This is a genomic window from Pararhodobacter aggregans (assembly GCF_003075525.1).
Classification (GTDB): Bacteria; Pseudomonadota; Alphaproteobacteria; order Rhodobacterales; family Rhodobacteraceae; genus Pararhodobacter; species Pararhodobacter aggregans.
On sequence record NZ_QDDR01000001.1, the window covers coordinates 124,202 to 150,472 of the forward strand.

At 65.7% G+C, this 26,271-nt stretch carries 32 protein-coding genes and 1 tRNA gene; 27 read left to right on the plus strand and 6 right to left on the minus strand.

What is annotated here, in order from left to right; genetic code table 11:
• The first annotated feature begins 4 nt into the window (after positions 1–4).
• The 4 genes from DDE23_RS00625 to DDE23_RS00640 all read left to right on the plus strand — a co-directional run bounded on the left by DDE23_RS00625 (position 5) and on the right by DDE23_RS00640 (position 1,753).
• Positions 5–586: a hypothetical protein gene (locus DDE23_RS00625; RefSeq protein ID WP_133239505.1), complete on the plus strand. Its 582-nt coding sequence runs from the start codon at positions 5–7 to the stop codon at positions 584–586.
• On the plus strand, positions 583–816 hold the full coding sequence (locus DDE23_RS00630) for a helix-turn-helix domain-containing protein (protein ID WP_107749452.1): 234 nt from the start codon (positions 583–585) through the stop codon (positions 814–816). Before DDE23_RS00625 ends, DDE23_RS00630 begins: the two co-directional genes overlap by 4 nt.
• Before the next feature lie 197 nt (positions 817–1,013).
• A complete protein-coding gene (locus DDE23_RS25465; RefSeq protein ID WP_238149890.1) occupies positions 1,014–1,157 on the plus strand; it encodes an HNH endonuclease signature motif containing protein in 144 nt (47 codons plus the stop codon).
• Entirely contained in the window at positions 1,154–1,753 is a 600-nt protein-coding gene (locus tag DDE23_RS00640; protein ID WP_107749454.1) for a hypothetical protein, read from the plus strand. The genes DDE23_RS25465 and DDE23_RS00640 overlap by 4 nt, the downstream gene beginning before the upstream one ends.
• Positions 1,754–1,758: 5 nt before the next feature.
• On the opposite strand, the gene DDE23_RS00645 is transcribed toward DDE23_RS00640, so the two are convergent.
• Positions 1,759–2,280 (minus strand): hypothetical protein, encoded by a 522-nt coding sequence (locus DDE23_RS00645; RefSeq protein ID WP_107749455.1) that lies wholly within the window; start codon positions 2,278–2,280, stop codon positions 1,759–1,761.
• A gap of 165 nt (positions 2,281–2,445) precedes the next feature.
• Between DDE23_RS00645 and DDE23_RS00650 the strand changes: the two genes are divergently transcribed.
• Genes DDE23_RS00650 through DDE23_RS00675 form a run of 6 tightly spaced genes read left to right on the plus strand, consistent with a single transcriptional unit; the run spans position 2,446 to position 7,921 of the window.
• Positions 2,446–2,763 carry a head-tail connector protein gene (locus DDE23_RS00650; RefSeq protein ID WP_107749456.1) on the plus strand — a complete coding sequence of 106 codons (318 nt, stop codon included), beginning with the start codon at positions 2,446–2,448 and terminating at the stop codon, positions 2,761–2,763.
• Positions 2,739–3,164: an HK97-gp10 family putative phage morphogenesis protein gene (locus DDE23_RS00655; RefSeq protein ID WP_107749457.1), complete on the plus strand. Its 426-nt coding sequence runs from the start codon at positions 2,739–2,741 to the stop codon at positions 3,162–3,164. The genes DDE23_RS00650 and DDE23_RS00655 overlap by 25 nt, the downstream gene beginning before the upstream one ends.
• Entirely contained in the window at positions 3,157–3,567 is a 411-nt protein-coding gene (locus DDE23_RS00660; RefSeq protein WP_107749458.1) for a DUF3168 domain-containing protein, read from the plus strand. Before DDE23_RS00655 ends, DDE23_RS00660 begins: the two co-directional genes overlap by 8 nt.
• A complete protein-coding gene (locus DDE23_RS00665; RefSeq protein WP_107749459.1) occupies positions 3,564–3,884 on the plus strand; it encodes a phage head closure protein in 321 nt (106 codons plus the stop codon). Before DDE23_RS00660 ends, DDE23_RS00665 begins: the two co-directional genes overlap by 4 nt.
• Positions 3,884–5,539, plus strand: a complete 1,656-nt coding sequence (locus DDE23_RS00670) for a terminase large subunit (protein WP_107749460.1) — start codon at positions 3,884–3,886, stop codon at positions 5,537–5,539. Before DDE23_RS00665 ends, DDE23_RS00670 begins: the two co-directional genes overlap by 1 nt.
• 12 nt (positions 5,540–5,551) lie before the next feature.
• Positions 5,552–7,921 (plus strand): phage tail tape measure protein, encoded by a 2,370-nt coding sequence (locus DDE23_RS00675; RefSeq protein ID WP_107749461.1) that lies wholly within the window; start codon positions 5,552–5,554, stop codon positions 7,919–7,921.
• Between the two features lie 33 nt (positions 7,922–7,954).
• Here the strand turns inward: DDE23_RS00675 and DDE23_RS00680 are convergent, their stop codons facing one another.
• Entirely contained in the window at positions 7,955–8,848 is an 894-nt protein-coding gene (locus DDE23_RS00680; RefSeq protein WP_202863194.1) for an FRG domain-containing protein, read from the minus strand.
• Positions 8,849–8,883: 35 nt separating this feature from the next.
• Complete coding sequence (locus DDE23_RS00685) at positions 8,884–9,177, minus strand: Arc family DNA-binding protein (protein ID WP_157957943.1); 294 nt, start codon at positions 9,175–9,177, stop codon at positions 8,884–8,886.
• Positions 9,178–9,260: 83 nt separating this feature from the next.
• On the opposite strand from DDE23_RS00685, the gene DDE23_RS00690 reads away from it, so the two are divergent.
• The 4 genes from DDE23_RS00690 to DDE23_RS00705 are packed head-to-tail and all read left to right on the plus strand — an operon-like array spanning position 9,261 to position 11,141.
• On the plus strand, positions 9,261–9,572 hold the full coding sequence (locus DDE23_RS00690) for an Arc family DNA-binding protein (protein ID WP_107749464.1): 312 nt from the start codon (positions 9,261–9,263) through the stop codon (positions 9,570–9,572).
• Positions 9,572–9,835 (plus strand): hypothetical protein, encoded by a 264-nt coding sequence (locus DDE23_RS00695; protein ID WP_107749465.1) that lies wholly within the window; start codon positions 9,572–9,574, stop codon positions 9,833–9,835. The genes DDE23_RS00690 and DDE23_RS00695 overlap by 1 nt, the downstream gene beginning before the upstream one ends.
• Before the next feature lie 2 nt (positions 9,836–9,837).
• A complete protein-coding gene (locus DDE23_RS00700; protein ID WP_107749466.1) occupies positions 9,838–10,101 on the plus strand; it encodes a hypothetical protein in 264 nt (87 codons plus the stop codon).
• Positions 10,098–11,141, plus strand: coding sequence for a tyrosine-type recombinase/integrase (locus tag DDE23_RS00705; RefSeq protein ID WP_107749467.1), 1,044 nt, complete (start codon positions 10,098–10,100; stop codon positions 11,139–11,141). The genes DDE23_RS00700 and DDE23_RS00705 overlap by 4 nt, the downstream gene beginning before the upstream one ends.
• Positions 11,142–11,234: 93 nt before the next feature.
• Here the strand turns inward: DDE23_RS00705 and DDE23_RS00710 are convergent.
• Positions 11,235–11,310: transfer RNA gene (locus tag DDE23_RS00710), tRNA-Ile, on the minus strand.
• A gap of 158 nt (positions 11,311–11,468) precedes the next feature.
• Here DDE23_RS00710 and DDE23_RS00715 point away from each other — a divergent pair.
• Positions 11,469–12,842 (plus strand): hypothetical protein, encoded by a 1,374-nt coding sequence (locus DDE23_RS00715; RefSeq protein ID WP_107749468.1) that lies wholly within the window; start codon positions 11,469–11,471, stop codon positions 12,840–12,842.
• Between the two features lie 3 nt (positions 12,843–12,845).
• On the opposite strand, the gene DDE23_RS00720 is transcribed toward DDE23_RS00715, so the two are convergent.
• Positions 12,846–13,187: an MmcQ/YjbR family DNA-binding protein gene (locus DDE23_RS00720; RefSeq protein ID WP_107749469.1), complete on the minus strand. Its 342-nt coding sequence runs from the start codon at positions 13,185–13,187 to the stop codon at positions 12,846–12,848.
• 102 nt (positions 13,188–13,289) lie between these two features.
• Here DDE23_RS00720 and purM point away from each other — a divergent pair, with 102 nt between their 5' ends.
• Together purM and purN are read left to right on the plus strand one after the other, a co-directional pair.
• Positions 13,290–14,333 (plus strand): phosphoribosylformylglycinamidine cyclo-ligase, encoded by a 1,044-nt coding sequence (purM, locus tag DDE23_RS00725; RefSeq protein ID WP_107749470.1) that lies wholly within the window; start codon positions 13,290–13,292, stop codon positions 14,331–14,333.
• Positions 14,330–14,917, plus strand: coding sequence for a phosphoribosylglycinamide formyltransferase (gene purN / locus DDE23_RS00730; protein WP_107749471.1), 588 nt, complete (start codon positions 14,330–14,332; stop codon positions 14,915–14,917). Before purM ends, purN begins: the two co-directional genes overlap by 4 nt.
• Here the strand turns inward: purN and DDE23_RS00735 are convergent.
• Positions 14,886–16,109 (minus strand): MFS transporter, encoded by a 1,224-nt coding sequence (locus DDE23_RS00735; RefSeq protein WP_107749472.1) that lies wholly within the window; start codon positions 16,107–16,109, stop codon positions 14,886–14,888. The genes purN and DDE23_RS00735 overlap by 32 nt on opposite strands.
• Before the next feature lie 232 nt (positions 16,110–16,341).
• On the opposite strand from DDE23_RS00735, the gene sucC reads away from it, so the two are divergent.
• The 10 genes from sucC to DDE23_RS00780 all read left to right on the plus strand — a co-directional run bounded on the left by sucC (position 16,342) and on the right by DDE23_RS00780 (position 26,239).
• Complete coding sequence (gene sucC, locus DDE23_RS00740) at positions 16,342–17,535, plus strand: ADP-forming succinate--CoA ligase subunit beta (RefSeq protein ID WP_107749473.1); 1,194 nt, start codon at positions 16,342–16,344, stop codon at positions 17,533–17,535.
• Positions 17,536–17,541: 6 nt separating this feature from the next.
• Complete coding sequence (locus tag DDE23_RS24825) at positions 17,542–18,117, plus strand: hypothetical protein (protein ID WP_133239507.1); 576 nt, start codon at positions 17,542–17,544, stop codon at positions 18,115–18,117.
• Between the two features lie 28 nt (positions 18,118–18,145).
• Positions 18,146–19,030 (plus strand): succinate--CoA ligase subunit alpha, encoded by an 885-nt coding sequence (gene sucD, locus DDE23_RS00745; protein WP_107749474.1) that lies wholly within the window; start codon positions 18,146–18,148, stop codon positions 19,028–19,030.
• Positions 19,031–19,034: 4 nt separating this feature from the next.
• Positions 19,035–19,655, plus strand: coding sequence for a hypothetical protein (locus tag DDE23_RS00750; RefSeq protein ID WP_107749475.1), 621 nt, complete (start codon positions 19,035–19,037; stop codon positions 19,653–19,655).
• A 100-nt stretch (positions 19,656–19,755) separates the two neighbouring features.
• Positions 19,756–20,571, plus strand: a complete 816-nt coding sequence (locus DDE23_RS00755) for an FkbM family methyltransferase (RefSeq protein ID WP_107749476.1) — start codon at positions 19,756–19,758, stop codon at positions 20,569–20,571.
• Positions 20,572–20,599: 28 nt separating this feature from the next.
• Positions 20,600–23,578: a 2-oxoglutarate dehydrogenase E1 component gene (locus tag DDE23_RS00760; protein ID WP_107749477.1), complete on the plus strand. Its 2,979-nt coding sequence runs from the start codon at positions 20,600–20,602 to the stop codon at positions 23,576–23,578.
• Positions 23,579–23,582: 4 nt separating this feature from the next.
• Positions 23,583–24,818, plus strand: a complete 1,236-nt coding sequence (gene odhB, locus DDE23_RS00765; RefSeq protein WP_107749478.1) for a 2-oxoglutarate dehydrogenase complex dihydrolipoyllysine-residue succinyltransferase — start codon at positions 23,583–23,585, stop codon at positions 24,816–24,818.
• A gap of 73 nt (positions 24,819–24,891) precedes the next feature.
• Positions 24,892–25,458, plus strand: a complete 567-nt coding sequence (locus DDE23_RS00770; RefSeq protein WP_107749479.1) for a L,D-transpeptidase family protein — start codon at positions 24,892–24,894, stop codon at positions 25,456–25,458.
• A complete protein-coding gene (locus DDE23_RS00775; protein ID WP_107749480.1) occupies positions 25,455–25,847 on the plus strand; it encodes an MAPEG family protein in 393 nt (130 codons plus the stop codon). Before DDE23_RS00770 ends, DDE23_RS00775 begins: the two co-directional genes overlap by 4 nt.
• A gap of 2 nt (positions 25,848–25,849) precedes the next feature.
• A complete protein-coding gene (locus tag DDE23_RS00780) occupies positions 25,850–26,239 on the plus strand; it encodes an MAPEG family protein (protein WP_107749481.1) in 390 nt (129 codons plus the stop codon).
• Positions 26,240–26,271 lie beyond the last annotated feature (32 nt).

Genomic DNA, 26,271 nt, shown 5'->3' on the forward strand with positions numbered 1-26,271 from the left:
TAGGATGCGCGCAGGTCAGGAAATCCGGCTGCACCTGAAGGGCCAGGGAGTCGTCCCCCTGCGTCCTAGCTTGCGCGCATCCTTCAATCTCTCCGACCGCCCCGGCGGCTTCCCCAAGCTGATCGCGGATTTGCAGGACGGCAGCCTGACCGCCGCCTGCGACATCATCAGCGCAGCGTCCCCTGATATTCCCGACCTGGAAGCGAAGGTACTGGCCACCGGCCTGGAAGCGCTATCCATTCGGCTCCTGTTCTTCGTGCTGGCCTGTTTGGGCCTCGCCCAGGAACAGCCCGACAATGCCGAACCGGCCACCGGCAAACAGGTCACGCTGACCGAGCACCTGGCCAGCCTCTACCGTTACGGCACCGGCTGGATGGGCTGGACCCCGGATCAGACGCTTGCCGCTACCCCCGCCGAGATCGTGGAAGCCGTCAAAGGCCGCACCGACATGCTGCGCGCGATCTTCGGCACCAGCGAGGCCGAGGACAAGCCGAAGGAGCCCGTGGACATCAAAGCCAAGTTCAGGGCCGCGTTCGGGATCATCGGCACCACCAAGGCCCCTTCGACCAACATGGGGGCCGCATGAACAGCCGTAGCGAATTGGCCATCATCCTGGGCGACCTCCTGAAGGAACGAGGCATCGCGGCGCGTGCACTGGCACGCGACACTGACACGTCGCGCTCCACTCTGCGCGCCTTCCTGGCGGGGCAGCGATCCCCGCGCATCGACATCTTGGAAGCCTGGTTGAGCCACCTGGGCTACTCCCTGGAAGTGTTCACCCTCGACACCCGACACCACGACACGGGGGCTGTGTGATGCCCATCCGCGCCCCGTCCATCTGCCAATGCGGCCGAGCTGTCCAAAGCGGCAGCCGCTGCCCTTGCCGTGCCCAGGCCGACCGGGAACGCAAGGCCCGGCACGACCAAGCCCGCCCCAGCGCCCAGGAGAGGGGCTACAACGGCAAGTGGCAGACGGCCCGCAAGGACTTCCTGGCCTCTCATCCCACCTGCGCCATGTGCGGTGCTTCCTCCACCGTGGTCGATCACCGCATCCCGCACCGCGGCGACAAGAAGCTGTTCTGGTCTAGGAGCAATTGGCAGCCCCTCTGCACTTCCTGCCATTCCAGCCGGAAGCAATCCCAGGAGCGCCGCGCATGACCAAAAGGCTTTTCAAGTTCGAGGGCGCGCATCGCACCCTTTGGGAGATCGCCAGCATGGTGGGGGTGGCCCGTAGCACGCTCTTTGACCGTGTGACCCGACAGGGCCTCGACATTCACGAGGCGACCACGCGCCCCATTACGCCGCCACACCTCAAGTTCAAGCCGAAGCCGCCCAAGGTGTTCGAGTTCCGGGGGCAGATGATGACGCTCAAGGAGATTGCAGCCGTCGTGGACAGGCACCCCAATACCGTGCGCCGGCGCATCGTCAACGGGCATGTCCTGGACGGGCAAGAGCTGGTCGACCCCTACATGGAGCCCCATCCCCTTTGCCGGATGATCTTCTACCAAGGCGAGAACCTGTCCGTGGCCGACTGGGCCAAGCGCACCGGCATCGACCGCTTCACCATCTATTCCCGCTTCTACATGGGCTGGGACCCGATCCGCGCCATCACCACCCCGATCAAGGCTACCTACCAGGCAAGGACCATCCGTGTCCGCAATCGCCGCACCATCACCCGCATGGTGATCCTCACCCGCAACCGCCGGGCCATCAGGCGGATGGTGGGTGCCGCTTATTCAAGTGCGGTGTCGTGATGCCGTTATCGTGTCATCCACGAGGAACTGCGGCCACGCACAGCGGGGTTGGGCTTTTCTTTGGGCTGAACATTGAAGAGGAAAATGTGCTGCTTGTCGGCTTGGCAGGTGCCGTACCCAGCCCCCGACACGCGCACAAAGCTGAATACCTTGTCCTTATTCAAACAGACAGGACAGATGTAATGGGTGGGTTCGCCCGCCGCGTCATCGGCCCTCAGTCTGAAAAGGTAGTCGCCGTTTTCGGTCTGGATAAGTTCGTATCGCGCACGCGCGCTTTGGAACTCATCGGCCCGGTTCAGCTCGTCGCTCAGCTTCCGCAATGCGCCGCTAATCTGAACGTTAGCCATGTTGGCAGCGGTGAGTTCAGCCGCAAGCGCATTCAGCTGCCTCTTCGCCTCTTCCGTATCGACACTTCCATCTGGTCTGAACAATCCCTTGATCGACGCCACAGCCTCAGCGGCTTTGCCGGTCAGCCCGACAGCTTGCGAAGCCAAGCCAATGGCTGCGCCAATTTCTACCATGTCCATGTTCTTACGCCTCGCCAACTGCACCGAGCCCAAAGCGTAAGCGCACGACCACGCAGCACGCAAGCACCACCCCCGGGGTATCTCCGAACTTTCCTAGGGGACCTGCTGACCGGCGGGGGGAGGCACGAAAACGATCTGCAATCGAAAATGGTGATGGAGGGCTGAATGCCGATCACTTCTGTTGATGACTTGAAGGCCCATCTGAACATCACCGGCACCCAGGATGATGCCGTGATCGCGCAGAAGATTGCGGTGGCCGAGGCCTTCGTGAACCGCTGGCTGGACACGCCCATGGCCGACCTCGACCCGCTGCCCGCCGACCTTCTGGAAGCGGTGCGGCTCCTGGTCGGGCACCTGTTCGAGAACCGGGAAGCCACGCTGGTGGGGATCGGTGCCGAGGCGCTGCCGCTGGGGTTCTGGGACATAATCAATGTACACCGTAGCTGGGGGTTTGGCGCATGTCGCAACAACTCGACCGTCTGAACCGCCGCATGGCGGCCATCCCCGTGGCCGTGCGCCGCGCCGTGATCCCGGCCCTGGAGAAGGGAGCCGAGGAAGTCGCGGCCGCCCAACGTGCGCTTGCGCCGGATGATCCCGCGACGGGTGCTCCCGACTTGCGCACCAGCATCACCGTGACCCCGCCGGGGCAGGCAACCCCTGCCTATTCGCAGCCGGGGGGCTCCCTCATGGCCTCCGAGCTGGAAGCCCTGGTGACGGCAGGCAACACCAACGTGCGCTATGCCCACCTCCAAGAGTACGGCACCAAGCGCCACGCCGCCCAGCCGTTCTTCTGGCCGGGGTTCCGCCTGGCCCGGAAGCGTGCGGCCAACCGGATCAAGCGCGCCATCGGAAAGGCCGTGCGCGAGGGGTGGACGAATGGCTGAGCCGTCCCTTGCCCTTCAGGCCGCCATCCGCGCCCGCTTGATCGCCTCGCCCGTGGTCATGGCCTTGGTGCCCGCTGATCACGTCCAGGACCGCAACACCCAGCCCGAGGTGTTCCCGTGCATCCTGATCGGGGAAGCCCAGACCCTGCCGGGGCCGGGCCTCGCCCGCACGCGCCATGAGGTGTTCGCGGACCTCCACATCTGGGCCGAGGAACCGGGCCTCGCCACCGCCAAGATGATCGCGGGAACGATCCGGGATGCCCTGAGGACGCGGCCCTGGCTGGTGCCGGGCTTCCATGTCGCGGACAGCGCCATCCGGCAGACGCGCTTCCTGCGCGACCCTGAGGGGGTGTCGCATGGCATCATCACCCTGCGCGCCGACATGGTGGAGGTGGGGGCATGAGGGCCGGAAAGCTCACCAAGGCCATCACCCTGCAACGCGCCACCACCAATGTGGACGCGAACGGGACGCCGGTTCAGACTTGGGCCGATCTGGCCAGCGTGCGCGCCGAGCTCGTGCAAAGCACCGCCCAGGAGTTCATTCGCGGCTGGGGCACCTCGACCGAGGCCGCCACGATCTTCCGCATCCGCTTCCTGGAAGGTCTGACCTCCGCCGACCGCGTGACCTATGCGGCCGTGGCCTATGACCTGAAGGAGATCAAGGAGCTGGGACGCCGTGAGGGTCTTGAGCTGCGCTGCGTGGCGCGAGGGCCTGCCTGATGGCCATCAAGCTCAAGAAGCCGAAACCTCTGTCCGGCAACAGTTTCCCCGAAATCCCCGATCCGTTCGGCTACGGCCAGCGCGCCGTCGATTTCCTACGCGGCCTGAAGCACCACAAGTCCCAGCTACCGGGTCGCGCCTTCCAGCTCGACCCCTGGCAGGAGCGCATCGTGCGCATGATCTACGGCCCCTGCGATGACCAGGGCCGCCGCATCTGTGGTCATGCCGTGATCCTGATCGGACGGGGCAACCGCAAGACCAGCCTGGGCGCGGCGCTGGCGCTCCTGCACACCCTCGGCCCTGAAGCGGTGCCGGGCGGCGAGGTGTTGTTCGCGGCTGGGGACCAGAAACAGGCGCGCATCGCCTACACCGAGGCCATGAACATCCTGATGGCTGGGGATGCAAACCTTTGGAAGAAGGGGCAGGCCTCCAAGTCCACCGACCCGACCACGGCCATTCGCTTCCAGGACTACCGCAACACCATCCGGTTCCCGAATGGCAGCTTCCTTGAAGCCCTCTCGAATGACAGCGGCACCCAGCACGGCCGCACCCCGGCCTTTGCACTTTGCGACGAAATCCACGCCTGGAAGAAGCGCGACCTCTGGGACGTGATCGGCACCGGCCTGGCCAAGACCGACAACAGCTTGCGCATCACCATCACGACCGGCGGCAGGGGTCAGGACACCATCGGCTATGAGGTGATCGAACGCGCCCGCAAGGTCGCCAAGGGCGACATCACCGACCCCTTCACGTTGCCCTTCCTGTTCGAGGCCCCGGCCGAAGCGGATTGGCGCGACGAAAGCGTCTGGCTTCTGGCCAACCCCGGCTTGCCGCATGGCTACCCCAGCCTGAACGGGCTGCGCCAGGAGGCCAGGGAAGCCGAAGACAGCCCCGCGGGACAGGACGCCTTCCGCCAGCTTCACCTGAACATGTGGCTGGATCGCTCGACCAGCCCGTTCGTGGACATGGCCATCTATGACAAGGGGGCCGCGCCCCTCGACCTGGACACCCTCAAGGGGCAGCCGTGCTGGCTGGGGGTGGACCTTGGCATGACGGATGACCTCTCGGCCGTGGTCGCGGCCTTCCGCGACCCCAGCACCGAGGATGGTTACATCGTCCGGCCGTGGTTCTTCATGCCCGGCGACAACCTGGACAAGCGCACCATCCAATCGGGCTTCCCCTACCTCTCCCATGCAGAGGCAGGGCGCATCATCACGACCCCCGGCAACGTCACCGACTATCGGATGATCGAGGCGCATATCCGCGACTTGGCCGAGCTCTATCAGCTGCGCGAGATCGCATTCGACCCACACTATGCCGGAATGCTGATGACCAGCCTGGGCGAGGACGGCTTCCCCGTGGTGGCCTTCCGCCAGGGATGGGTGACGATGGGACCGGCCATCAAGGAGCTGGAACGTGCGATCCTGGCGGGAAAGTTCCGCCACGGGGGCCACCCGGTCCTGCGCTGGAACTTCGCCAACATCGCCATCCAGGACGATGGCAAGGGCAACAAGTCTTTCAACAAGTCCAAGTCCAGCGAGAAGATCGACGGAGCCGTCGCCACCGCGATGGCCGTGGCCCGTGCGGCACAGGGCGAAGACAACCGCAGCGTCTATGACACCGAGGACCGTTCCGATGGTCTGATGATCTGGTGAGGGATCAATAACATGTCCACCGATACCGAACGCCTCCTGGTCGCGCTGGAAGCCCGCGTTTCCCAGTTCGAGCGCAACTTCAACCGAGCCCGCGGCACTGCCAACCGTGAGTTCGGCACCATCGAGCGCCGCGCCAGGCAATCCGCGCAGCGTCTGGAAACCTCGATGGCACAGGCCTCGGCCGGGATCACGCGCAGGCTGCAAGGGATGGCCACCGCCTTTGCCGGGGGCTTCCTGGCGGGTGGGGCTGCGGCCCTGGTGCGCAACATGGGTGAGGTGGTGCGCAGCGTGGCCGAGGTGGGCGACGAGGCGCAGCGTGCGGGCATGTCCGTGGAAGCCTTCCAGGAATGGGGCTTTGTGGCCGATCAGAACCGGGTGAGCATGGATGCCCTGGTGGACGGGTTCAAGGAATTGAACCTCAGGGCGGATGAATGGATCGCCACCGGGGGCGGCTCTGCGGCCGAGGCCTTCACCCGCTTAGGCTTCACCGCGACCGACCTGGCGCAGCGTCTGCGCGATCCCTCGGCCCTGATGCTGGAAATCGTCCGCAGGATGCAACGCCTCGACACGGCCGCCCGTATCCGCGTGGCCGACGAAATCTTCGGGGGCACCGGGGGTGAGCAATTCGTGCGGCTGATCGACCAGGGTGAAGACGGGCTGCGCCGCACCATCGACCGGGCGCATGAGCTGGGGGCGGTGATGGATGCTCAGGTGATCGCCCGCGCCCAGCAGCTAGACCGTCAGTTCTCCGAGCTGCAAACCCGCGTGGGCAACATGTTCCGGCAGGGGGTAGTGGACCTGGCGCGCATGGTCGGGCTGGTGCGGGACGCCTACGAGGCCATGCCCTTTGATGCCGAGCGCACGGGGCAGCTGTTCGGGCCTGAGCTGGCTGAGGGCTTGTCGCGCCTCTCCGAGGTGTCCAACACGTCGCGGGGTGAGATCGACGGCATCGCGGCCGAGTTCAGCTATCTTGCCGAGGAAGCCCGCACCACCACGCTGGCCGTGAATGACGCGGCCCTGGTGCTGCGCGGGATCGGCCAGACGGGCGTGGCCCAGGACCTGACCGGCATCGCGGCCGAAATGGAGACGGTGGTTCAGCAGTTCGAGGCGGGGGAGATCACCGGGGAAGAGCTGCGCGCCAAGCTGGAAGAGATCGGTTCCCAGGCGATCAGCACCCTGGGCGAGCTCGACGCCCTCGACCAGGCGCGGGTCAGCAACGTGACCGCCAGCGTCGGCGGCCTCTTGCAGGTGATCGCTGCCATTCCCGGCCGCGTGGCGGCTGCCGCCCAGGCGATCCGGTCCCTGGAAGGCGTCGGGGTGCAGCAATCCGAATATTTCTGGGATGACCCCGAAAACGAAACCCGGTTCGGGATGGGACGCCTGGCACCCACCAGCAGCCCGCGTCCCCCGGCCGCGCCCAATGACATCGACTTTGGCCTGCCCCCGCTTCCTCGCATCACCGGGGGCGGTGGTGGAGGTGGCGGCGGTGGTGGGGGCGGTGGTTCCTCGGCCCCCCGCGAGAATGCCTATGAGCGCGCCACCGAGCGCATCCGCGAGAACATCGCGGCCCTGCAAGCCGAGATCACCGCGCGCCAGGCCGTCACCGGATCGGTGCAGGAACAGGAAGCGGCGGTGGAGCAAGCCCGCACGGCCCATGACCTTCTGGCTGCGGCCCAGGAAGCGGGGATGACCGTCACGCCTGCGCTGCGCGGCGAGGTGGACGCGCTAGCTGCCTCCTATGTGGGGGCGCAGGAGGCGGCGCGTCAGCTGGCCGAGGCCACGCGGGAAATGGAACAGCGCCAGGAGGACGTGAAGGATGCGTTCCGGGAAGCCTTCGTGTCCGGGATCAGCGGGGCCAATGACCTCCTGTCGATCTTGCAGACCCTGGTGAACCGGCTCCTGGAAATCTTCGCAAACCAGCTCTTCGATCAGCTTTGGTCGGGCCTTGGCCCTGGCCTCTTCAGCATGTTCGGGTTCAGGGAAGGGGGCGTGGTGAAAGCGGCCACCGGGGGCCATATCCGCGGCCCAGGCACCGGCACCTCCGACAGCATCCCCGCCATGCTTTCGGACGGGGAATACGTCATCAACGCCGCGGCCACCCGCAGGCACCTGCCGCTCCTGGACGCCATCAACTCAGGGAAGGTGCCAGGCTTCGCCACCGGGGGGCTGGTGGGCGCGGGATCATTCGCCAGCACCTACGCGCCCAGCCTCAACATCAATGTGCAGGGATCGGGAAACCCGACTCAGGACCGCGCCCTCGCGCGCCTGGTCGCGGCCGAGGTGCAGAAAGCCCTTCCCGAGCCCGACACCTTCGGCCGCACCAAACGCCAGCGTGACGCCCGCCTGGGGCAGGACATCGCACGCGCGCAGCGAGGAGGATAGGCGACCTGCCCTTACAATCGGCAGATCCTATCTTTACAGGAGGTCTGCGAATGGATCGCCTTTTTCGCCATCCCCGCGGCGACCTTTGTCCTCCCACTTCTCTTTAATGTATCTAGATGCGTATTCGATCTCGGGGAAAAGGACTTTGGGGTTGATGCCTATGTCGTCAAGTTGTCTTATAACTTTTTCCTTATAATCAGATCTTATTTCTATGCGTGATAGCTCAAAGCTCTTTGCCTCCGCAGGGTTGGCATATTCAAGGAGGCCTGCGACAACGAACGCTCCAGATTGAGCCAAAACTCTTCTATTACTTTTCTGTGGATGTACGAAGAAGTATTTTTTCAGATCAACTGGATTAACTCGTTCGGAAAAATACGGTTTCTCCGAACGAACAAAATTTATTAGCCTTCGGATCTCATTTGTTTTGTTGAACGTTGCCAGTCTGGCTGCCGGAGAGGCGGTGGATTTCTTTTCATCTTGTAGCCAGGCCCTGAGGCGGTTCCGCTCTTTGTCCTCTAGGCGGGCAAGATTACAAATCACGCTGACTGTGTCGCTATCAGCGCGCTTCACTCGGTCGTTCCTAAAGTCAAGAACATAAACGACACCGTTCTCTGATAGGTGCTCCTTGCTTGAGCAAGCGTAGAATAAAGCAATCAGTGGATTAATGGTGACATCGAGCAGTCTAGTTGGAAGTCCGTAATGCTGAGCGCGCACAAGCTTATTGAACATCGAGGTGTCGGATTGGAATTCAACCGGCGCCTCTTGAGTCAAATCAGCGATAATATTCTGCTCTGCGTTTGCTCTTAGATCCCGCATTACAGTCGGCTTGATACCCCAAGACGCAGAAGCTTGCCCCCGGAAACACCTCAATTCGCCTGTAAGTGGTAAATCAAAAATACGCCTTAGAAACGACGGCACATCCGTCACGCTATTCTCGTACTCTACGACTCGTGGACGCCGCATTATTGCCCCCGCTTCTCGATATCGTCCACGCGCCGTCGCAAGGCCTCCAATGCCTCCCACAGCTGTGTTGCATCAGTGGGTGATGCCGTGAGGTCGCGAACAGGGTTCGTCGGGTTCGCGTTAACGTCGTCTTGCATCTGAAAAGATGCCTGCAAGCGCAGCGAGATCTCGGAGTTTAAGCTTCTTCCTGACACCTGAGCTGCGGCTTCGAGAGCCGCTTTCAATTCAGGCTGAAGCCTCAAACCGAACGGCACGATGTTAGCGACGGGCTTCTTTGGGATGCGGATGGCCATGCCTGATAATGGCTTCATATTGAGTCTTGACGCAATCGCTTCATTATGACTTGTTGTGTAGCTATTCAACTATTGGAGATGCTATGCCCACTGCAATCACCCCCTTCAGCTTGCGGATGCCCGAAGCAACACGCGCCTACCTCGCGGCCCGCGCTGCAACCCGCGACCGGTCCTTGAACAGCGAACTGAACGCTATCCTGCGGATCATGATGCAGGCCGAACCTATTACCTTGTGCATGACCCATCGCCACGGGTTTCACCTGATAGGTGACAACACCGACCATGCCCGGTTTGGTGCGTTCACTTCGCGGGATGAAGCCTTGGCCGAGGCGAGGCGCTTGATTGCCTCAATGCCGCCCGGCGCGGCAGACCTGATCGATGAAGGAGCCGCCTAATGGACGCCCTGCAAGAAATCGCCAGTCGCGCCGCACTGCGCTTCCACAATCGCGTGGAACGCACCGACGACGACCGGCGCGACATCCTCGGCCGCGCTTACGCTGAGCTTGCCGTCGCCATGCCTGAGGCAGGCACGGTAGAGCTGGCCCTTGCCTGCAACAGCCTGGCAGCGGCGTTTGCGCTCGCGCTGAACGGCCTCTATGCCAGCGGCGTCCCCGGTGGGGCCAATGGCCCGGCAACGCTTTTCCCTGCGGACGCATGACAATGGGCGGCACAATCCAGAAGCTGCCCCATCAGAGCCCGGCCAAGTCGGCCGGGTTTCTCAATCGGGTTGGGCGAACCGCACCGAAGGCCCCGAAGGCATCCCTGCCGATGGTGGAGGTCAGGAAGGCATTCAAGCTCCTAGCGGGGCAGGGGAAATCCATCGCTGCAATCGAGGTATTGCCCGGCGGAGGGTTCCGGGTGATCGCCGCGGCGAAGGGTGAAGCAAAGAAGCCGCCAAACCCCTTTGACGAGGTGCTTGGATGAACCGGTTCAAGCTCCCGAAGTACACGCGCCGCTACTGGGACCGGCAGGGGAAGGAGCGCATCTACTACCGGCGTGCGGGGCAGCCTCAAACCCCGTTGCGGGGGCCGCTGTTCTCCGAAGCGTTCTGGGATGATTACCAGAAGGCGGTGAAAGGTCAGAAGCCCAAGGCAAAGCCTAGTGCAGCCTCTGCACCGCCGGGCACCTTCAACAACCTGATCGCCCACTACTACAAGTCCACGGCCTTCACGAGTTTGGCTCCTAGCACCCGATCCACATATCGGGGCCAGATTGAGCAGTTTCGGAAGGATCACGGCGACAAGCCAGTGGCGGCCCTCCAAGCCAAGCATGTCGATGCGATCCTGGGCAAGCTGGCCGAGACCTCTACCGCGCAGGCCCACAAGCTCCGCAAACGCCTGGGAACACTCATGCGTCTGGCCGTCAAATGGGAATACACAAAGGAGAACCCGATGCTGAACGCAGAGCGCGTCAAACACAAAACCAAGGGCTATGAGACCTGGAGCGATGCCGATGTGGCCGCATTCCGTGAGCGCTGGCCGGAAGGCACCATGCAGCGCCTGGCTTTCGAGATCATGCTCTACACTGGCTTGCGGCGCAGTGATGTAGTGCGCATGGAGCGTCGGCACATCAAGGGCGACTTCATTGTGATCAGGACCAAGAAGAGCCAGGAGCTTGTCGAACTCAACATCCCGATCCACCAGGATTTCCGCGCGGTGCTGGATGGGATCACCCACAATCACCGTCACCTGATCATCACCCAGCTAGGCGAGCCGCGGTCGGAGAAGTCGTTCACGAACTGGATCATAGAGGCCGCTAAGGAGGCGGGCCTGCCGCCGCATCGGTCGCCTCACGGGCTGCGGAAAGCAGCGTGCCGCAGGCTGGCGGAAGCTGAATGCACGGCGCTGGAGATCATGTCGATCACCGGGCACACCAACATCAAAGAAATCGAAACCTACTGTGCTGCGGTGAACAAGAAGCGATTGGCCGAGGCCGCTATCGCGAAGCTCAAGGGAGCTGCGTAGAGCTTCCTAGACGAAGGCAATTGGCTAACGCCGTTAGTGTGTTAGCCAAAGCACCCGCCAAGCCCATGAAAACAAAGGGCCGACGGATGGGTTTGGTAGGCCCGGAGGGACTCGAACCCCCAACCAAGGCGTTATGAGCGCCCTGCTCTGACCATTGAGCTACAGGCCCGGCCGCGTCCTGATTAGCAGGGTGAGCGCCCGGGTCAAGAAGCCGCGCCAGCCCGGCTTGGCGCAACCGTGATCCGTCCGGGCGCCGATCTGCTTGACCCCCCCGCCGCCCGCTTCCTAAAATGGCGCTTATTTCGTGAATTTTGGAACCGCCCCCTGATGGTCATCGCCCGCGCCGCGATCCTTGTCGCCCTGACCCTCGGCAGCGGGGTGCGCGCCGATCAGGCGGGCGAGGCGGGCGTCGACCGGGTGCTCTACCGCTATACCGGCGATCCGGCGGGCGAGGCCTCGGGCGTGCTGGTCGATGGCGCGACCGGGCAGATCGCCCGGCTCCAGCATGCCGTGAACCTGGCCCTGCTGGCCTGCGGCGAGGAGGCCGGGATCGCGACGGACGGCATGTTCGGCCGCCAGACGCAAAGCGCGCTGGAACGTGTCGCCGCCTGCCCGCCGATCGCCGCCCGCCTGCCCGAGGGCTCGGAAGCCGCCCAAGGTGCGGTGACCGAGGCGCTGTGGTCCGTCCTGCTGCCCGCCCTGCCGCCGCCCGATGCGCGGATGCGGATGCGGGCGCTCCTGCTGGCGTTCGAGGGGACCGACATCACCCGCGGCGCCGCCTGGAACTTCTGCCAGAACAACCGCGAGGTCTATGACGCCTCGACCATCGACCAGCCCTGTTTCACCAACGATCCGGCCTCGTATCTGACCTGGGGGCCGAACGGCGCCACCGCGGGCCATGGACACGAGATCCTGTCGATCCTGGCCCGGGTCGAGGCGCTGGACACCCGGCTGATCGACAGCGCCTTCGGCGACGAGGCCGCGCCGGTGCGGCGGATGTTCGACCTGCGGTTCGGGAATGCCGAGGAGGGCGCCGAACCCGGCCAGGCCGACCGCTGGGGCCGCGACGGTGAACTCAGGCGTTACCTCTGCGGGGTCTATCTGGACCTGCCGCGGCGCGAAATCTGGTCGCAGGGTTTCGCCCGCCTCGGCCAGAACCCCGCGGTGCAGGCGCTCTACGAGGCGGTCTACGAATCCGCCAGTTTCGACGGCGGCAAGATCCGCGTCTTCCTCAACGCCTGGCGCGACGCGGGGCTGGAGCCGACCGAGATCGACTTCGCCTTCTTCGCCGACCGCGCCGCCCATACAAGGGTGCGCAATGTCGAGGTCCGGCGCATCCTGCGCCGGGTGCTGGCGGCGCTGCCCGAGGGCGCGCTGCCCGCGCAGGTCCGGCGCGGCTATGCAAGGGTGGCACGGGTGACGAACGCCAGCCAGCGCTCGGCCCGGCTGGGCCGCGACGTGGCCTATTACATCGACGCGCTGGAGGACCGCCTGACCCGGGCCGAGCACCACGCCTGGGAGGCCCGCGGCGCCCGCCGGGCCTCGGCGGTGGGGCTGAGCGACGCCCGCCCGGCGCCCGAGCTGCAGGTCGGGCCGCCCGATGGCTGGCGCGCCACCGGCCTCCGCCCCCTGACCGAGGCCGAGGCGGCGCTCTGCCCGGCGCCGGTGCTGAACCCGCGCCGCCCGCCCGCCCGCAGCTGAGCCTCAGCCCAGCGTGGCCTGCACCTTTTTCGGCAGCGCCCCCCGGACCAGCCGGTAGGAAGCGAGCAGCCGGTGGTGCAATTCCTCACGCGGGGCGTCGAGGGGCAGGGTGATCCAGCTGGCGTGGAAATAGCGCGCCCGGGTACCGATACCCGCCTCGATCAGCATCGCCGCCGTCTCGCGGCTGTCGGTCTTGACGCTGACCCCCGGCGTCACCGCGCCGATGGAGGCGAACATCTTGCCGCCGACTTTCCAGACATCATGCCCGCCGCCCCAGGGGTCCGAGAGCGTGGCGCCCGGCAGGGCGGCACAGAAATCGTTCACGGGGGCGCGGTCATGGCTCATGGGGCGATGATGGCATTGTTTCGCGCCCGGGGAAACCTCAGCCGCATTGAAGACCGCACGCGGATAGGGTAACGCGGCGCCAAACCAGCGCGAGGGAACGCGATGACCGGGAACAAGGGACTCACCTACGCTCAGGCGGGTGTCGATATCGACGCCGGCAACGCGCTTGTCGACCGCATCAAACCGGCGGCGAAACGCACGTCGCGGCCGGGCACGATGTCGGGGCTGGGCGGGTTCGGCGCGCTCTTCGACCTCAAGGGTGCGGGCTACAACGACCCGATCCTGGTGGCGGCGACCGATGGCGTGGGCACCAAGCTCAGGATCGCCATCGACACCGGCAACGTGGACACGATCGGCATCGACCTCGTGGCGATGTGCGTCAACGATCTGGTCTGCCAGGGGGCCGAGCCGCTGTTCTTCCTCGATTACTTCGCGACCGGGAAGCTGGACGTGGATCAGGCGACCCGCATCATCGAGGGCATCGCCGAGGGCTGCGCCAAATCGGGCTGCGCGCTGATCGGCGGCGAAACGGCCGAGATGCCGGGCATGTATCACAAGGGCGATTTCGACCTCGCGGGCTTTGCCGTCGGCGCGATGGAGCGCGGCGAGGATCTGCCGCAGGGTGTCGCCGAGGGGGACGTGCTGCTGGGGCTGGCCTCGGACGGGGTACATTCCAACGGCTATTCGCTGGTGCGCAAAGTGGTCGAGAAGGCGGGCCTGTCCTGGGACGATCCCTGCCCCTTCGAGGCGGGCACCGTGGGCGAGGTGCTGCTGGCGCCGACCCGGCTTTACGTCCGCCAGGCGCTGGGCGCGATCCAGGCGGGCGGCGTGCATGCGCTGGCCCATATCACCGGCGGCGGCCTGACCGAGAACCTGCCGCGCGTCCTGCCCGAGGGGCTGGGCGCCACCATCGACCTGGGTTCGTGGGAATTGCCGCCGGTCTTCCGCTGGCTGGCCGAGGTGGCCGAGCTGGACGAACCGGAACTGCTGAAGACCTTCAATTCGGGGATCGGCATGATCGCCGTGGTCGATCCGGCCAAGGCCGATGATCTGGAGGCGCTGCTGATCGGCGCGGGCGAGCAGGTCTTCCGGCTGGGCCATGTGATCCCCGGCGAGGGCGTCAGCTACTCCGGCGCCATCCTGTGAAACGCGTCGCGATCCTGATTTCGGGCGGCGGCTCGAACATGATCGCGCTGGCCCGTTCGATGGAGGGCGCGCATCCGGCGCGGCCGGTGCTGGTCCTGTCGAACGATCCTTCCGCCAAGGGGCTGGAACGCGCGGCGGCGATGGGCATTCCCGTGGCCGCCGTCGATCACCGTCCGTTCAAGGGCGACCGCGCGGCCTTCGAGGCGGCGCTGGTCCAGCAACTCGACGCCGCGGCGCCGGATGTGATCTGTCTGGCGGGCTTCATGCGCATCCTGACCGCCGGTTTCACCGGGCGCTACGCGGGGCGGATGCTGAACATCCATCCCTCGCTTCTGCCGAAATACCCCGGCCTGCACACCCATCAGCGGGCGCTCGATGCGGGCGATGCCGAGGCTGGCTGCACGGTGCACGAGGTGACCTCGGTGTTGGATGACGGGCCGATCCTGGGGCAGGCGCGGGTCCCGGTGCTGCCGGGCGACGATGCCGGGAGCCTCGCCGCGCGGGTGCTGGTGCAGGAGCATGCGCTCTATCCCGCGGTGCTTGCGCGCTATGTCACCGGGGACCGGCGCCCGGTTCTGCTGTAACCCGCCAGGGCACCGCCGCCAGCAACAGCATCGACACCAGCGCCAGCGCCGCCGCCAGCCACAGCGTCGGGCCGGGGCCGAGCGTGGCCAGCGACCCGGCCATGGCGAAGGGCGAGATCGCGGCGACCAGCGAGCGCAGGCTGGCCAGTTTCCCCAGCCGCGCCGCATAGCCGGTGAGCCCGAACAGCGCCAGCGGCACCGTGCCCCGCACCATCGTCGCCAGCCCCTGACCGGCGCCGAACAGCACGGCAAAGACCGCGGCCGAGGCAAAGCCCACCGGCGCCAGCACCAGCACGACGATCGACACCGCCAGGCAGGCCATGGCGAAAAGCGCCGTGCTCATCGGGTGGCGGCGGCTCATGAAGACCATCTCCAGCACCCTTGCGCCGACCTGCGCCGGGCCCATCAGCGCCCCGGCGCTGACCGCCAGCCCCTGCGACAGGCCGACCGCCGCCATCACCGGCACCCATTGCGCGCTGAAGGCCGACATCATCGCCCAGCTGGAGGACAGCCCCAGCGCCAGCAGCACCATGGCCCGGCTTTGCAGGGCCTTCGGCAGGGGCGGGAAGGCGGGTTTCGAGGGGGCGGCGGCGGGGCCGCCCCGGTTCAGGCGGGGCAGCGACAGATGCAGCGGCAGGCACAGGCAGAGATGCAGCGCGGCGAAGGTCAGGAAACTGCCGCGCCAGCCGAGGTTTTCCGACAACAGCAGCGTCAGCGGCCAGAACACGGTCGAGGCGAAGCCGCCCAGCAGCGTGGTCAGCGTGATGGCCCGGCGGGCGCGGGTCTCGCCCACCGCTTGCGCCACGGCGGCGAAGGCCGCGTCATAGAGGACCAGCGGCGCCATCAACTCCATCAGGATCAGGGCGGCGCCGAGGCTCCAGGCCCCCTCGACGAAAGCCAGCAGCGCAAAGGCCAAGGCCACGGCGAGCGAGCCCACCGCCATCGCCCCGCGCGCGCCCCGTGCGTCGATCACCTTTCCGGCGATGGGCGCGGTGATGGCGCCGGTCAGCAGGCCCAGCGACAGGAGGCCGTAAGCCAGCGTCACGCTGATCCCCAGCTCGGCCGAGAGCGGCGCGACCAGCACCCCGAAGGCGTAATAGATCGTGCCGAAGCCGACGATCTGGGTGATCCCCAGCGTCAGCACCGGGCGCAGCATGGCGGGCAGGGCGGGGGGCGCGGGCGGGTTCGTCATCGGTTTTCACAGCCTGGTGCCGCCGGGCGGCCGAGTCTCAGCACGGGGTCTCAAGGCGGGGTCTCAAGACGGGGCGATCACGTCCCGGCCCGTTGTGATCACGCGATTTCAGGGCGTGATCACAAACCGAAGAAAAACCCCTGATCGCGCAGTTTTGCATGAAATAGCGGTTTGTGCCACGATGCCTTTGTGGCATGACACGCCCAAATTCGCAGCAGACGGGGGCAGTTCCGTGAACATCCATGAATACCAGGCGAAGGCCCTGCTTCGCAGCTACGGCGTGCCGGTGTCGGACGGCCGTGTGGTCCTTCGCGCCGAAGACGCCAAGACGGCGGCAGGCGAGCTGGACGGTCCGCTCTGGGTCGTGAAGGCGCAGATCCATGCCGGCGGCCGCGGCAAGGGCAAGTTCAAGGAAGCCGAAGCGGGCGAAAAGGGCGGTGTCCGCCTCGCCAAATCGGTGGAAGAAGCCGAGGCGATGACCAAGCAGATGCTGGGCCGGACCCTCGTGACCCACCAGACCGGCCCGGCCGGCAAGCAGGTCAACCGCATCTATATCGAGGACGGCTCGGACATCGAGCGCGAACTCTATCTGGCGCTCTTGGTGGACCGCGGGTCGTCGCGCGTCTCGTTCGTCTGCTCGACCGAGGGCGGCATGGACATCGAGGAAGTCGCGGCCCACACGCCCGAGAAGATCCTCTCGTTCAGCGTCGATCCGGCGACCGGGCTCTCGGATTTCCACGGCCGCCGCGTGGCCTTCGCGCTGGGTCTGAGCGGCGCTCAGGTCAAGCAATGCGTGGCCCTTGTGCGGAACCTCTATCGTGCCTTCATCGAGAAGGACATGGAGATGCTGGAAATCAACCCGCTGATCGTCATGACCGACGGCAACCTCAAGGCGCTGGACGCCAAGGTCGGCTTCGACGGCAACGCGATCTACCGCCACGCCGACATCGCCGCGCTGCGCGACGAGACGGAAGAGGACCCCAAGGAACTCGCCGCCTCGAAGTTCGACCTGAACTACATCGCGCTGGACGGTGAGATCGGCTGCATGGTGAACGGCGCGGGCCTCGCCATGGCCACGATGGACATCATCAAGCTCTACGGCGCCGAACCCGCCAACTTCCTCGACGTCGGCGGTGGCGCCACGAAAGAGAAAGTGACCGAAGCCTTCAAGATCATCACCTCGGACCCGAACGTCAAAGGGATCCTGGTGAACATCTTCGGCGGCATCATGCGCTGCGACATCATCGCCGAAGGCACCATCGCCGCGGTGAAGGAAGTCGGCCTGAAGGTTCCGCTGGTCGTGCGTCTGGAAGGCACGAACGTGGAACTCGGCAAGAAGATCATCAATGAAAGCGGCCTGAACGTGATCGCCGCCGACAACCTGTCGGACGCCGCGCAGAAGATCGTGAAAGCGGTGAAGGGGTAAGAGCTCGTGCTCGTCGACACGTCCAAGTGCTATGAATTCAAGGCGACCCATCCGGCCATTGTCCGGGATCGTCTGTTGAATTCCTTTGCGGTTGGACTTGTCGCTCTTGCGCTTTCTGGCGCGACGATCTGGGCGGGACCTGAGTGGTTTTCGGGAGTGTTCGATCGTCGTGCCGTCTTGCTCTATGTTTGTCTGGCATACGGTTTCCCGATCGTCGCGGGTGTCTTCTTCTGGCATGGATCGGCCGATTACCGGGCCAGTCGCAAGCATGCGGGGCAAGTGCTCGTCGTTGTTGATGAGCACGGCATCTGGGACAAGCGTCTGCTTCGCACGGCGTTGGCTTGGTCCTCAATTCGGTCGATCCGGCTTACTGGTGAGGCCGGGAGCCGGAATGTCGAAGTGGCCATCTCAGATGGTCACGCCGCCGATTGGGCTGATGCTGGATCTGGGAAGCGCGACCATGACAGGACGTCAAACCTGCTTGAGGTCATGTCGGCGGGGCTCATGCCAGCCTTTCCTTCACTAGATGAAGTCGTCTTGAAATTTTGGAAGAACATGCGGGGCGCGGCACACGCGCTTTGATCTGAGGGACACTAGAGGAGCCTGATACATGGCCATTCTCGTCAACGAAAACACCAAGGTCATCTGCCAGGGCTTCACCGGCAGCCAGGGGACCTTCCACTCGGAACAGGCCATCGCCTATGGCACCAAGATGGTCGGCGGCGTCACGCCCGGCAAAGGCGGCGGCACCCATCTGGATCTGCCGATCTTCAACTCGGTGCACGAAGCCAAACACGTGACTGAAGCCAATGCCTCGGTCATCTACGTGCCGCCGCCCTTCGCGGCCGATTCGATCCTGGAAGCGATCGACGCTGAGATGGAGCTGATCATCTGCATCACCGAGGGGATCCCGGTCCTCGACATGATGAAGGTGAAGCGCGCGCTGGTCGACTCGAAGTCGCGCCTGATCGGGCCGAACTGCCCGGGCGTCATCACGCCCGACGCCTGCAAGATCGGCATCATGCCCGGCCATATCCACAAGCGCGGCTCGGTCGGTGTCGTGTCGCGTTCGGGCACGCTGACCTATGAAGCCGTGAAGCAGACCTCGGATCTGGGCCTCGGCCAGTCGACGGCCGTGGGCATCGGCGGCGACCCGATCAAGGGCACCGAGCATATCGACGTGCTGGACATGTTCCTGTCGGACCCCGAAACCCAGTCGATCATCATGATCGGCGAGATCGGCGGCTCGGCCGAGGAAGAAGCGGCGGAATTCCTGGCCGCCCAGAAGAAGAAGGGCCGCTGGAAGCCGACCGCCGGTTTCATCGCCGGCCGCACCGCCCCTCCCGGCCGCCGCATGGGTCATGCCGGCGCCATCGTCTCGGGCGGCAAGGGCGACGCGGAATCGAAGATCGAGGCCATGAAATCGGCCGGGATCATCGTTGCCGACAGCCCCGCCTCGCTGGGCGAAGCGGTGATGAAAGCCATCAAGGGCTGAGCCGATGCTGAAGCCGTTCGCCGCCCTGCTCATCTCTGCCGTTCTCGCCGGGCCTGCCCTGGCGGGGGCGCTGGAGGATGCGTCCGCGCTCTGTTCCGACCCGATGACCACCGGGCCGGAAAAGCGCGAGCAGATGCTGCGCTACGGCTTCACCCCGGCCGAGGCCGACCCGCAGGGGGCGCTGGGCGATCTGGCGATCGCCCATATCCTGCCCTTCACCAACGATCTGCCGGATCTGGAGGCGCGGTTCGCCGCGGCCCCGGTCCTGGCCGGGAACATCAACCGGATGATCGCCGAGGGCACCATCTCGCTCTGGCAGCGGGAAGGCGCGCTTCTGGCCTTCTCGATCGGTCAGACGGCCGAGGGCACCGAGCATGTCACCTGCCTCTTCGCCGGTCCGCCGAGCGACGATCTGCAGACCATGTTCGACCGCTATGGCGAGCCCGAGGATCTGCCCCATCTGGAAACCCTGGCGCTGCGTTTCGACGAGACGGCGATCAACTTGCAGACCGAGACACGCTACCAGATGATCTCCATCTGGTCGCGGCTGACCTCGGAGCCGCCGCGCACGCCCCTGACCGATGCCTATCGGTTGGAGCGGATCGAGGAGCCAGCGGACGGATGACCCAGCCCCTGCTCGCCCCGTTCCTCTCGACCCTGGCCCGCGGCGCGCAGACGCCCCGGGCGTTGTCTGTTCTCGCCGCCGCTGACCGGGGAGGCCGGGCATGACCGACAGTTTCCCGCTGCCGCTCGGCCTGCGGCTGAAGCATCGCGTGGGCACCTCGCCGCTCGCGGCGCCCGCCAACTGGCTGCGCCACACCGCCGCCCGGCTGAAGGGCGCGGGCCATCCCGAACTGGGCCTGCTGCGCCAGGAAGACGCGCTGATCGACGCGGTGCTGACCCGTCTGGTGAAACCGGACTGGCATTGCCTCGATGTCGGCGGGCACCTGGGCTCGGTCAGCTACCGGTTGCAGCAACTGGCCCCGCGCGGGCATCTGACGATTGTCGAGGCCAGCCCCGGCAAGGCGGCGCAGCTGGCCCGCCGCTTCGTCGGCGCCACCGTGCATGCGGTGGCGGTCAGCGATGCCCCGGGCGAGGTCAGTTTCTACGAGAACCTGGCGCAGCCCGGCTTTTCCTCGCTGGCCGACCGCTCGGACCGCGGCGCCACCCGCGAAATCCGCGTGCCCGCCCGGCGGATCGACGATCTGATGGGCGAGGCCCGGGTCGATTTCCTCAAGATCGACGTCGAGGGCTTCGAATACCCCGCGCTGCGCGGCGCCGAGGCGCTGCTCAGCCGCGAGCGGCCGGTCATCCTGTTCGAGGCGGGCGCGCTGGGCGATTCCGCCATCGACGCGGGGCTTGCCGACCAGCTTTTCGACTACCTGACCGCGGGGCATGGTTACCGCATCCACGCCGCCTTTGACCTCTACTACGACCGACCGGCGATCAGCCCCGAGCTGTTCGCCTCGTACCGCCGTTATCCCTATCTAGCCTTCAACTACTTCGCCCTGCCGCAAGGCGGCAACGGCGCAGACCTCTGATCCCCATCCTGATCCCCAGGAGGACATAATGACCGAGCAAAGCCCCACTTCCCAATTCCAGGCGACCAGCTTCCTCGACGGTGCGAACGCGGCCTACATCGACCAGATGCAGGCCCGCTACGCGCAGGACCCCGGCAGCGTTGACGCGGCCTGGGCGCAGTTCTTCGAGGCGAACGGCGATGATTTCGTCACCGCCACCCGTCAGGCGCAGGGGCCGAGCTGGGCACGGACCGACTGGCCGCCGCAGCCCGCCGATGACCTGACCGCGGCGCTGACCGGCATGTGGCCGGCCGCTGCCGCCGCCAAGGAAGGCAAGGCCGCGGGCGACAAGATCAAGTCGGTCGCCGCCGAGAAAGGCGTCGAGATCACCGACGCCCAGGTGCAGCGCGCTGTCCTCGACAGCCTGCGCGCGCTGATGATTATCCGCGCCTACCGCATCCGCGGCCACCTGATCGCCGACCTCGACCCGCTGAACATGCGCGACGAGTCGATGCATCCGGAACTGGATCCCTCGTCCTACGGCTTCACCGAGGCCGATATGGACCGCCCGATCTTCATCGACAACGTGCTGGGGCTGCAGGTCGCCTCGATGCGGCAGATCATGGAGATCCTGAAGCGCACCTATTGCGGCACCTTCGCGCTGCAGTTCATGCATATCTCGAACCCCGCCGAGGCCGCCTGGCTGAAAGAGCGGATCGAGGGCTACGGCAAGGAAATCACCTTCACCAAGATGGGTCGCCGGGCGATCCTGAACAAACTGGTGGAAGCCGAGGGTTTCGAGAAATTCTGCCACGTCAAGTTCATGGGCACCAAGCGCTTCGGCCTTGACGGGGGCGAGGCGCTGATCCCGGCCATGGAGCAGATCATCAAGCGCGGCGGCGCGCTGGGGGTGCAGGAGATCGTGATCGGCATGCCGCACCGCGGGCGTCTGTCGGTGCTGGCCAATGTGCTGTCGAAACCCTACCGCGCGATCTTCAACGAATTCCAGGGCGGCAGCTACAAGCCCGAGGACGTGGACGGCTCGGGCGACGTGAAATACCACCTCGGCGCCTCGTCGGACCGCGAGTTCGACGGCAATGTCGTGCACCTCAGCCTGACCGCCAACCCCTCGCACCTCGAGGCGGTGAACCCGGTCGTGCTGGGCAAGGTCCGCGCCAAGCAGGACCAGAAGAACGACCCCGAGCGCCGCTCGGTCCTGCCGATCCTGTTGCACGGTGACGCGGCCTTTGCCGGTCAGGGCGTGGTGGCGGAATGCCTGCAGCTTTCGGGCATCAAGGGGCACCGCACGGGTGGCTGCATCCATATCATCGTCAACAACCAGATAGGTTTCACCACGGCGCCGCATTTCTCGCGCACGTCGCCCTATCCGACCGACATCGCCCTGATGGTCGAGGCGCCGATCTTCCACGTCAACGGCGATGACCCGGAGGCCGTGGTGCACGCCGCCCGCGTCGCCACCGAGTTCCGCCAGCAATTCGGCAAGGATGTCGTGATCGACATCTTCTGCTACCGCCGTTTCGGTCACAACGAGGGCGACGAGCCCATGTTCACCAACCCGGCGATGTACAAGAACATCAAGCGCCACAAGACCACGCTGCAACTTTACACCGAGCGGCTGGTGCAGGACGGTCTCATCCCCGAGGGCGAGATCGACGACATGAAGGCCGCCTTCCAGGCGCATCTGAACGGCGAGTTCGAGATCGCCAAGGAATACCGCCCGAACAAGGCCGACTGGCTGGACGGGCGCTGGAAGACGCTGAAGCCGAAGGATGTGGAGAATTACCAGCGCGGCCAGACCGCCATCTCGTCCGAGACGCTGGCCGAGATCGGCAAGGCCCTGACCACCGCCCCGGCCGATTTCGACCTGCACAAGACCGTCGCCCGTCAGCTCGACAGCAAGAAGGCGATGTTCGAGACCGGCAAGGGCTTCGACTGGGCCACGGCCGAGGCGATGGCCTTCGGTTCGCTGGTAGTCGAGGGCTTCCCGGTCCGTCTGGCCGGTCAGGATTGCACCCGCGGCACCTTCTCGCAGCGGCATTCGGCCTTCGTCGACCAGACGACCGAGGAACGCTATTATCCGCTGAACCACATCCGGGCGGGTCAGGCGCGCTACGAGGTCATCGACTCGATGCTCTCGGAATACGCGGTGCTGGGCTTCGAATACGGCTATTCGCTGTCGGAACCCAACGCGCTGACGCTCTGGGAAGCGCAGTTCGGCGATTTCGCCAACGGCGCGCAGATCATGTTCGACCAGTTCATCAACTCGTCGGAATCGAAATGGCTGCGGATGTCGGGCCTCGTGGTGCTGCTGCCGCACGGGTTCGAAGGGCAGGGGCCGGAACACTCCTCGGCCCGGATGGAACGCTTCCTGCAGATGTCGGCCGAGGAAAACTGGATCGTCGCCAATTGCTCGACCCCGGCGAACTATTTCCACATCCTGCGCCGCCAGCTGCACCGCGACTTCCGCAAGCCGCTGATCCTGATGACGCCGAAATCGCTGCTGCGCCATCCGCTCTGCGTGTCGCAGGCCGAGGATTTCGCCGAAGGCTCGACCTTCCACCGCGTGCTGTGGGACGATGCCGAACGCGGCACCGCCTCGACGCTGACGCTGAAACCGGATGCCGAGATCAAGCGCGTGGTCCTGTGCTCGGGCAAGGTCTATTTCGACCTGCTGGCCGAGCGGGACGCGCGCGGGCTCGATGACGTGTATCTGCTGCGTGTGGAACAACTCTATCCGGTGCCGACGCAATCGCTGCGTCAGGAACTGGCGCGCTTCCCCCAGGCCGAGATGGTCTGGTGCCAGGAAGAGCCGAAGAACCAGGGCGCCTGGTCCTTCATGGAGCCCAACCTCGAATGGGTGCTGACCCAGATCGGCGCCAAACAGACCCGCGCCCGGTACGCCGGCCGCGCCGCCTCGGCCTCGCCCGCCACGGGCCTCGCGTCGAAGCACAAGTCGCAACAAGAAGCGCTGGTCAACGAAGCGCTGACCTCGTCGGAAGGAAACTGAAGTCATGAGCATCGAAGTCCGCGTGCCCACGCTGGGGGAAAGCGTCTCGGAAGCGACCATCGCCACCTGGTTCAAGAAACCGGGTGACGCCGTCGCGGCCGACGAGATGCTGTGCGAGCTGGAAACCGACAAGGTGACGGTCGAAGTGCCCGCACCCTCGGCGGGCGTCCTGTCCGAGATCATCGCCCAGGAGGGCGAGACGGTCGGCGTCAACGCGCTGCTGGCGATCCTGACCGAAGGCGGCGCCGGTGCCGCCCCGGCCAAGGCCGCCGAGGCGCCGAAAGAGGCCGCCAAGGAAGCCCCGAAAGAGGTCGAAGCCGCCCCCGCCTCCGCCGCCAAGGCGGGCGAGGATGCGCCCTCGGCCAAGAAGGCGATGGCCGAGGCCGGTCTCACCGCCGATCAGGTCACCGGCACCGGCCGCGACGGCCGGATCATGAAGGAAGACGTGCAGAAGGCCGTGGCCTCGGGTGGCGCCTCGGCCCCCGCCGCCGCGCCCGCGCCCGTCACGGTGCCGCGCGGACCGGTTCCGGCCGATGACGCGGCCCGCGAAGAGCGCGTGCGCATGACCCGCCTGCGCGCCACCATCGCCCGGCGCCTGAAGGACGCGCAGAACACCGCCGCCATGCTGACCACCTACAACGAGGTGGACATGTCGGGCATCATGGCGCTGCGCGACGAGTACAAGACGCAGTTCGAGAAGAAGCACGGCGTGAAACTCGGCTTCATGTCCTTCTTCGTGAAGGCCTGCTGCCATGCGCTGAAAGAGGTCCCCGAGGTCAACGCCGAGATCGACGGTCAGGACATCGTCTACAAGAACTACGTCCATATGGGCGTGGCGGTGGGCACGCCCTCGGGCCTGGTGGTGCCGGTGGTGCGCGATGCCGACCAGATGGGCTTTGCCGCGATCGAGAAGAAGATCGGCGAACTGGGCCTGCGCGCCCGCGACGGCAAGCTGTCGATGGCGGAAATGCAGGGCGGTTCGTTCACCATCTCGAACGGCGGCGTCTATGGCTCCTTGATGTCCTCGCCGATCCTGAACCCGCCGCAATCGGGCATCCTGGGCATGCACAAGATCCAGGACCGGCCGGTGGTGGTGAACGGTCAGATCGTCATCCGGCCGATGATGTATCTGGCGCTGAGCTACGATCACCGCATCGTCGACGGCAAGGGCGCCGTGACCTTCCTGGTGCGCGTCAAAGAAGCGCTGGAAGATCCCCGCCGCCTGCTGATGGACCTGTGATCGGCTGGTGATGGACCTGTGACTCTCACCCTGTAGGATGGGCAATATTGCCCATCCTACGCCCGGTGCCCCGATGAAACCCACGACGCCTCTCCCCCTGTCCCGCCGTGCCCTGCTGCGCCTCTGCGTGGCGCTGCCCGCCGCGGCATTGCTCGCCCCCCCGGCCGAGGCGCAGAACCGCCGCGCGCCGCCGGCCATGGCCCCCGCCCATGAGCAGGCCGATTACATCCTGGTGCTGAAGGCGGCCCGCCGCCTGATCCTGTTCCGCCAGGGCAGCGCCATCCGCGAATACCGCATCTCGATGGGCGACGGCGCCAACGAGGGGCCGAAGCGGTTCGAGGGTGACGGCCGCACGCCGGAAGGGCTTTACACCATCGACTGGCGCAATCCGAATTCGGTGTCCTACCTGAGCCTGCATATCTCGTACCCGAACGAGCAGGATGTGGCCTATGCCGCCGCCCATGGCCGCAGCGCGGGCGGGGACATCATGATCCACGGGATCAACAACGGCTGGGGCTTCCTCGGCGCGCTGCAACGCTCGCGCGACTGGACCGCCGGCTGCATCGCCGTGACCAACCGCGAGATCCGGCAGATCTGGTCACTGGTGCCCGATGGCACCCCCATCGAGTTGCGGGCATGAGCCCCGAACTCGCCGCCCTCTCTGCCCTCGCGCTGGTGCATTTCGCCACGATCTTCGTGGCGCAGCGCTTCCTTACCCGTGACATCGGCCGCGACGGCAATGCCGGCACGCGCGAGAACCTCGACGACCGGCTGTCGCCGGTCAGCCTGCGCCTGCGCCGGGCCACCGCCAATTTCACCGAGAATGTCGGCCCGTTCATCATCGCCGTGCTGGTGGTGGTGCTGGCGGGCAAGACCTCGACCCTGACCGCGGTGCTGGCCTGGGCCTATGTCGCGGCGCGGGTCCTTTATGTGCCGGCCTATGCCCTGGCCTGGGTGCCCTGGCGCTCGGTCATCTGGTTCGCGGGCTTCGTGGCGACGCTGGCGCTGCTGGTGCTGGGGCTGATCTGATGATGACTCCGGAACTCACCGCGCTGACCCTTGCCGCGCTGCTGCAGGGGGCGCAATTCGCGCTCTTCTCGGTTACGGCGCAGCAGCAGGTCGGCTCGCGCTACGCCGCCTCGCCCCGCGACGAGGCGCGCGCGCTGACCGGCATCGCCGGGCGGGCGCAGCGGGCGCTGAACAACCATTTCGAGGGGCTGATCCTCTTTGCCATCGCCGTGATGGTGGTCAGCCTCTCGGGCCAATCCTCGGCCGTCACCGCCGGCGCCGCCTGGGTCTACCTGGGCGCTCGACTGGTCTATGTGCCGGCTTATCTCTTCGGCTGGACGCCCTGGCGTTCGGTTGTCTGGTTCGTGGGCTGGCTTGCCACCTACGCGATGCTGATCGCGGCGCTGCTTTAGGCCGCCGCACCAAGGCCCCGAGCGGGCATACG

Bases quoted from the DNA above. Each gene is read 5' to 3' on its own strand.
- DDE23_RS00625 (WP_133239505.1), top strand. From the start codon at position 5: ATGCGCGCAGGTCAGGAAATCCGGCTGCACCTGAAGGGCCAGGGAGTC.
- DDE23_RS00630 (WP_107749452.1), top strand. From the start codon at position 583: ATGAACAGCCGTAGCGAATTGGCCATCATCCTGGGCGACCTCCTGAAG.
- DDE23_RS25465 (WP_238149890.1), top strand. From the start codon at position 1,014: ATGTGCGGTGCTTCCTCCACCGTGGTCGATCACCGCATCCCGCACCGC.
- DDE23_RS00640 (WP_107749454.1), top strand. From the start codon at position 1,154: ATGACCAAAAGGCTTTTCAAGTTCGAGGGCGCGCATCGCACCCTTTGG.
- DDE23_RS00645 (WP_107749455.1), bottom strand. From the start codon at position 2,280: ATGGACATGGTAGAAATTGGCGCAGCCATTGGCTTGGCTTCGCAAGCT.
- DDE23_RS00650 (WP_107749456.1), top strand. From the start codon at position 2,446: ATGCCGATCACTTCTGTTGATGACTTGAAGGCCCATCTGAACATCACC.
- DDE23_RS00655 (WP_107749457.1), top strand. From the start codon at position 2,739: ATGTCGCAACAACTCGACCGTCTGAACCGCCGCATGGCGGCCATCCCC.
- DDE23_RS00660 (WP_107749458.1), top strand. From the start codon at position 3,157: ATGGCTGAGCCGTCCCTTGCCCTTCAGGCCGCCATCCGCGCCCGCTTG.
- DDE23_RS00665 (WP_107749459.1), top strand. From the start codon at position 3,564: ATGAGGGCCGGAAAGCTCACCAAGGCCATCACCCTGCAACGCGCCACC.
- DDE23_RS00670 (WP_107749460.1), top strand. From the start codon at position 3,884: ATGGCCATCAAGCTCAAGAAGCCGAAACCTCTGTCCGGCAACAGTTTC.
- DDE23_RS00675 (WP_107749461.1), top strand. From the start codon at position 5,552: ATGTCCACCGATACCGAACGCCTCCTGGTCGCGCTGGAAGCCCGCGTT.
- DDE23_RS00685 (WP_157957943.1), bottom strand. From the start codon at position 9,177: ATGGCCATCCGCATCCCAAAGAAGCCCGTCGCTAACATCGTGCCGTTC.
- DDE23_RS00690 (WP_107749464.1), top strand. From the start codon at position 9,261: ATGCCCACTGCAATCACCCCCTTCAGCTTGCGGATGCCCGAAGCAACA.
- DDE23_RS00695 (WP_107749465.1), top strand. From the start codon at position 9,572: ATGGACGCCCTGCAAGAAATCGCCAGTCGCGCCGCACTGCGCTTCCAC.
- DDE23_RS00700 (WP_107749466.1), top strand. From the start codon at position 9,838: ATGGGCGGCACAATCCAGAAGCTGCCCCATCAGAGCCCGGCCAAGTCG.
- DDE23_RS00705 (WP_107749467.1), top strand. From the start codon at position 10,098: ATGAACCGGTTCAAGCTCCCGAAGTACACGCGCCGCTACTGGGACCGG.
- DDE23_RS00715 (WP_107749468.1), top strand. From the start codon at position 11,469: ATGGTCATCGCCCGCGCCGCGATCCTTGTCGCCCTGACCCTCGGCAGC.
- DDE23_RS00720 (WP_107749469.1), bottom strand. From the start codon at position 13,187: ATGAGCCATGACCGCGCCCCCGTGAACGATTTCTGTGCCGCCCTGCCG.
- purM (WP_107749470.1), top strand. From the start codon at position 13,290: ATGACCGGGAACAAGGGACTCACCTACGCTCAGGCGGGTGTCGATATC.
- DDE23_RS00735 (WP_107749472.1), bottom strand. From the start codon at position 16,109: ATGACGAACCCGCCCGCGCCCCCCGCCCTGCCCGCCATGCTGCGCCCG.
- sucD (WP_107749474.1), top strand. From the start codon at position 18,146: ATGGCCATTCTCGTCAACGAAAACACCAAGGTCATCTGCCAGGGCTTC.
- DDE23_RS00750 (WP_107749475.1), top strand. From the start codon at position 19,035: ATGCTGAAGCCGTTCGCCGCCCTGCTCATCTCTGCCGTTCTCGCCGGG.
- DDE23_RS00755 (WP_107749476.1), top strand. From the start codon at position 19,756: ATGACCGACAGTTTCCCGCTGCCGCTCGGCCTGCGGCTGAAGCATCGC.
- DDE23_RS00760 (WP_107749477.1), top strand. From the start codon at position 20,600: ATGACCGAGCAAAGCCCCACTTCCCAATTCCAGGCGACCAGCTTCCTC.
- odhB (WP_107749478.1), top strand. From the start codon at position 23,583: ATGAGCATCGAAGTCCGCGTGCCCACGCTGGGGGAAAGCGTCTCGGAA.
- DDE23_RS00770 (WP_107749479.1), top strand. From the start codon at position 24,892: ATGAAACCCACGACGCCTCTCCCCCTGTCCCGCCGTGCCCTGCTGCGC.
- DDE23_RS00775 (WP_107749480.1), top strand. From the start codon at position 25,455: ATGAGCCCCGAACTCGCCGCCCTCTCTGCCCTCGCGCTGGTGCATTTC.
- DDE23_RS00780 (WP_107749481.1), top strand. From the start codon at position 25,850: ATGACTCCGGAACTCACCGCGCTGACCCTTGCCGCGCTGCTGCAGGGG.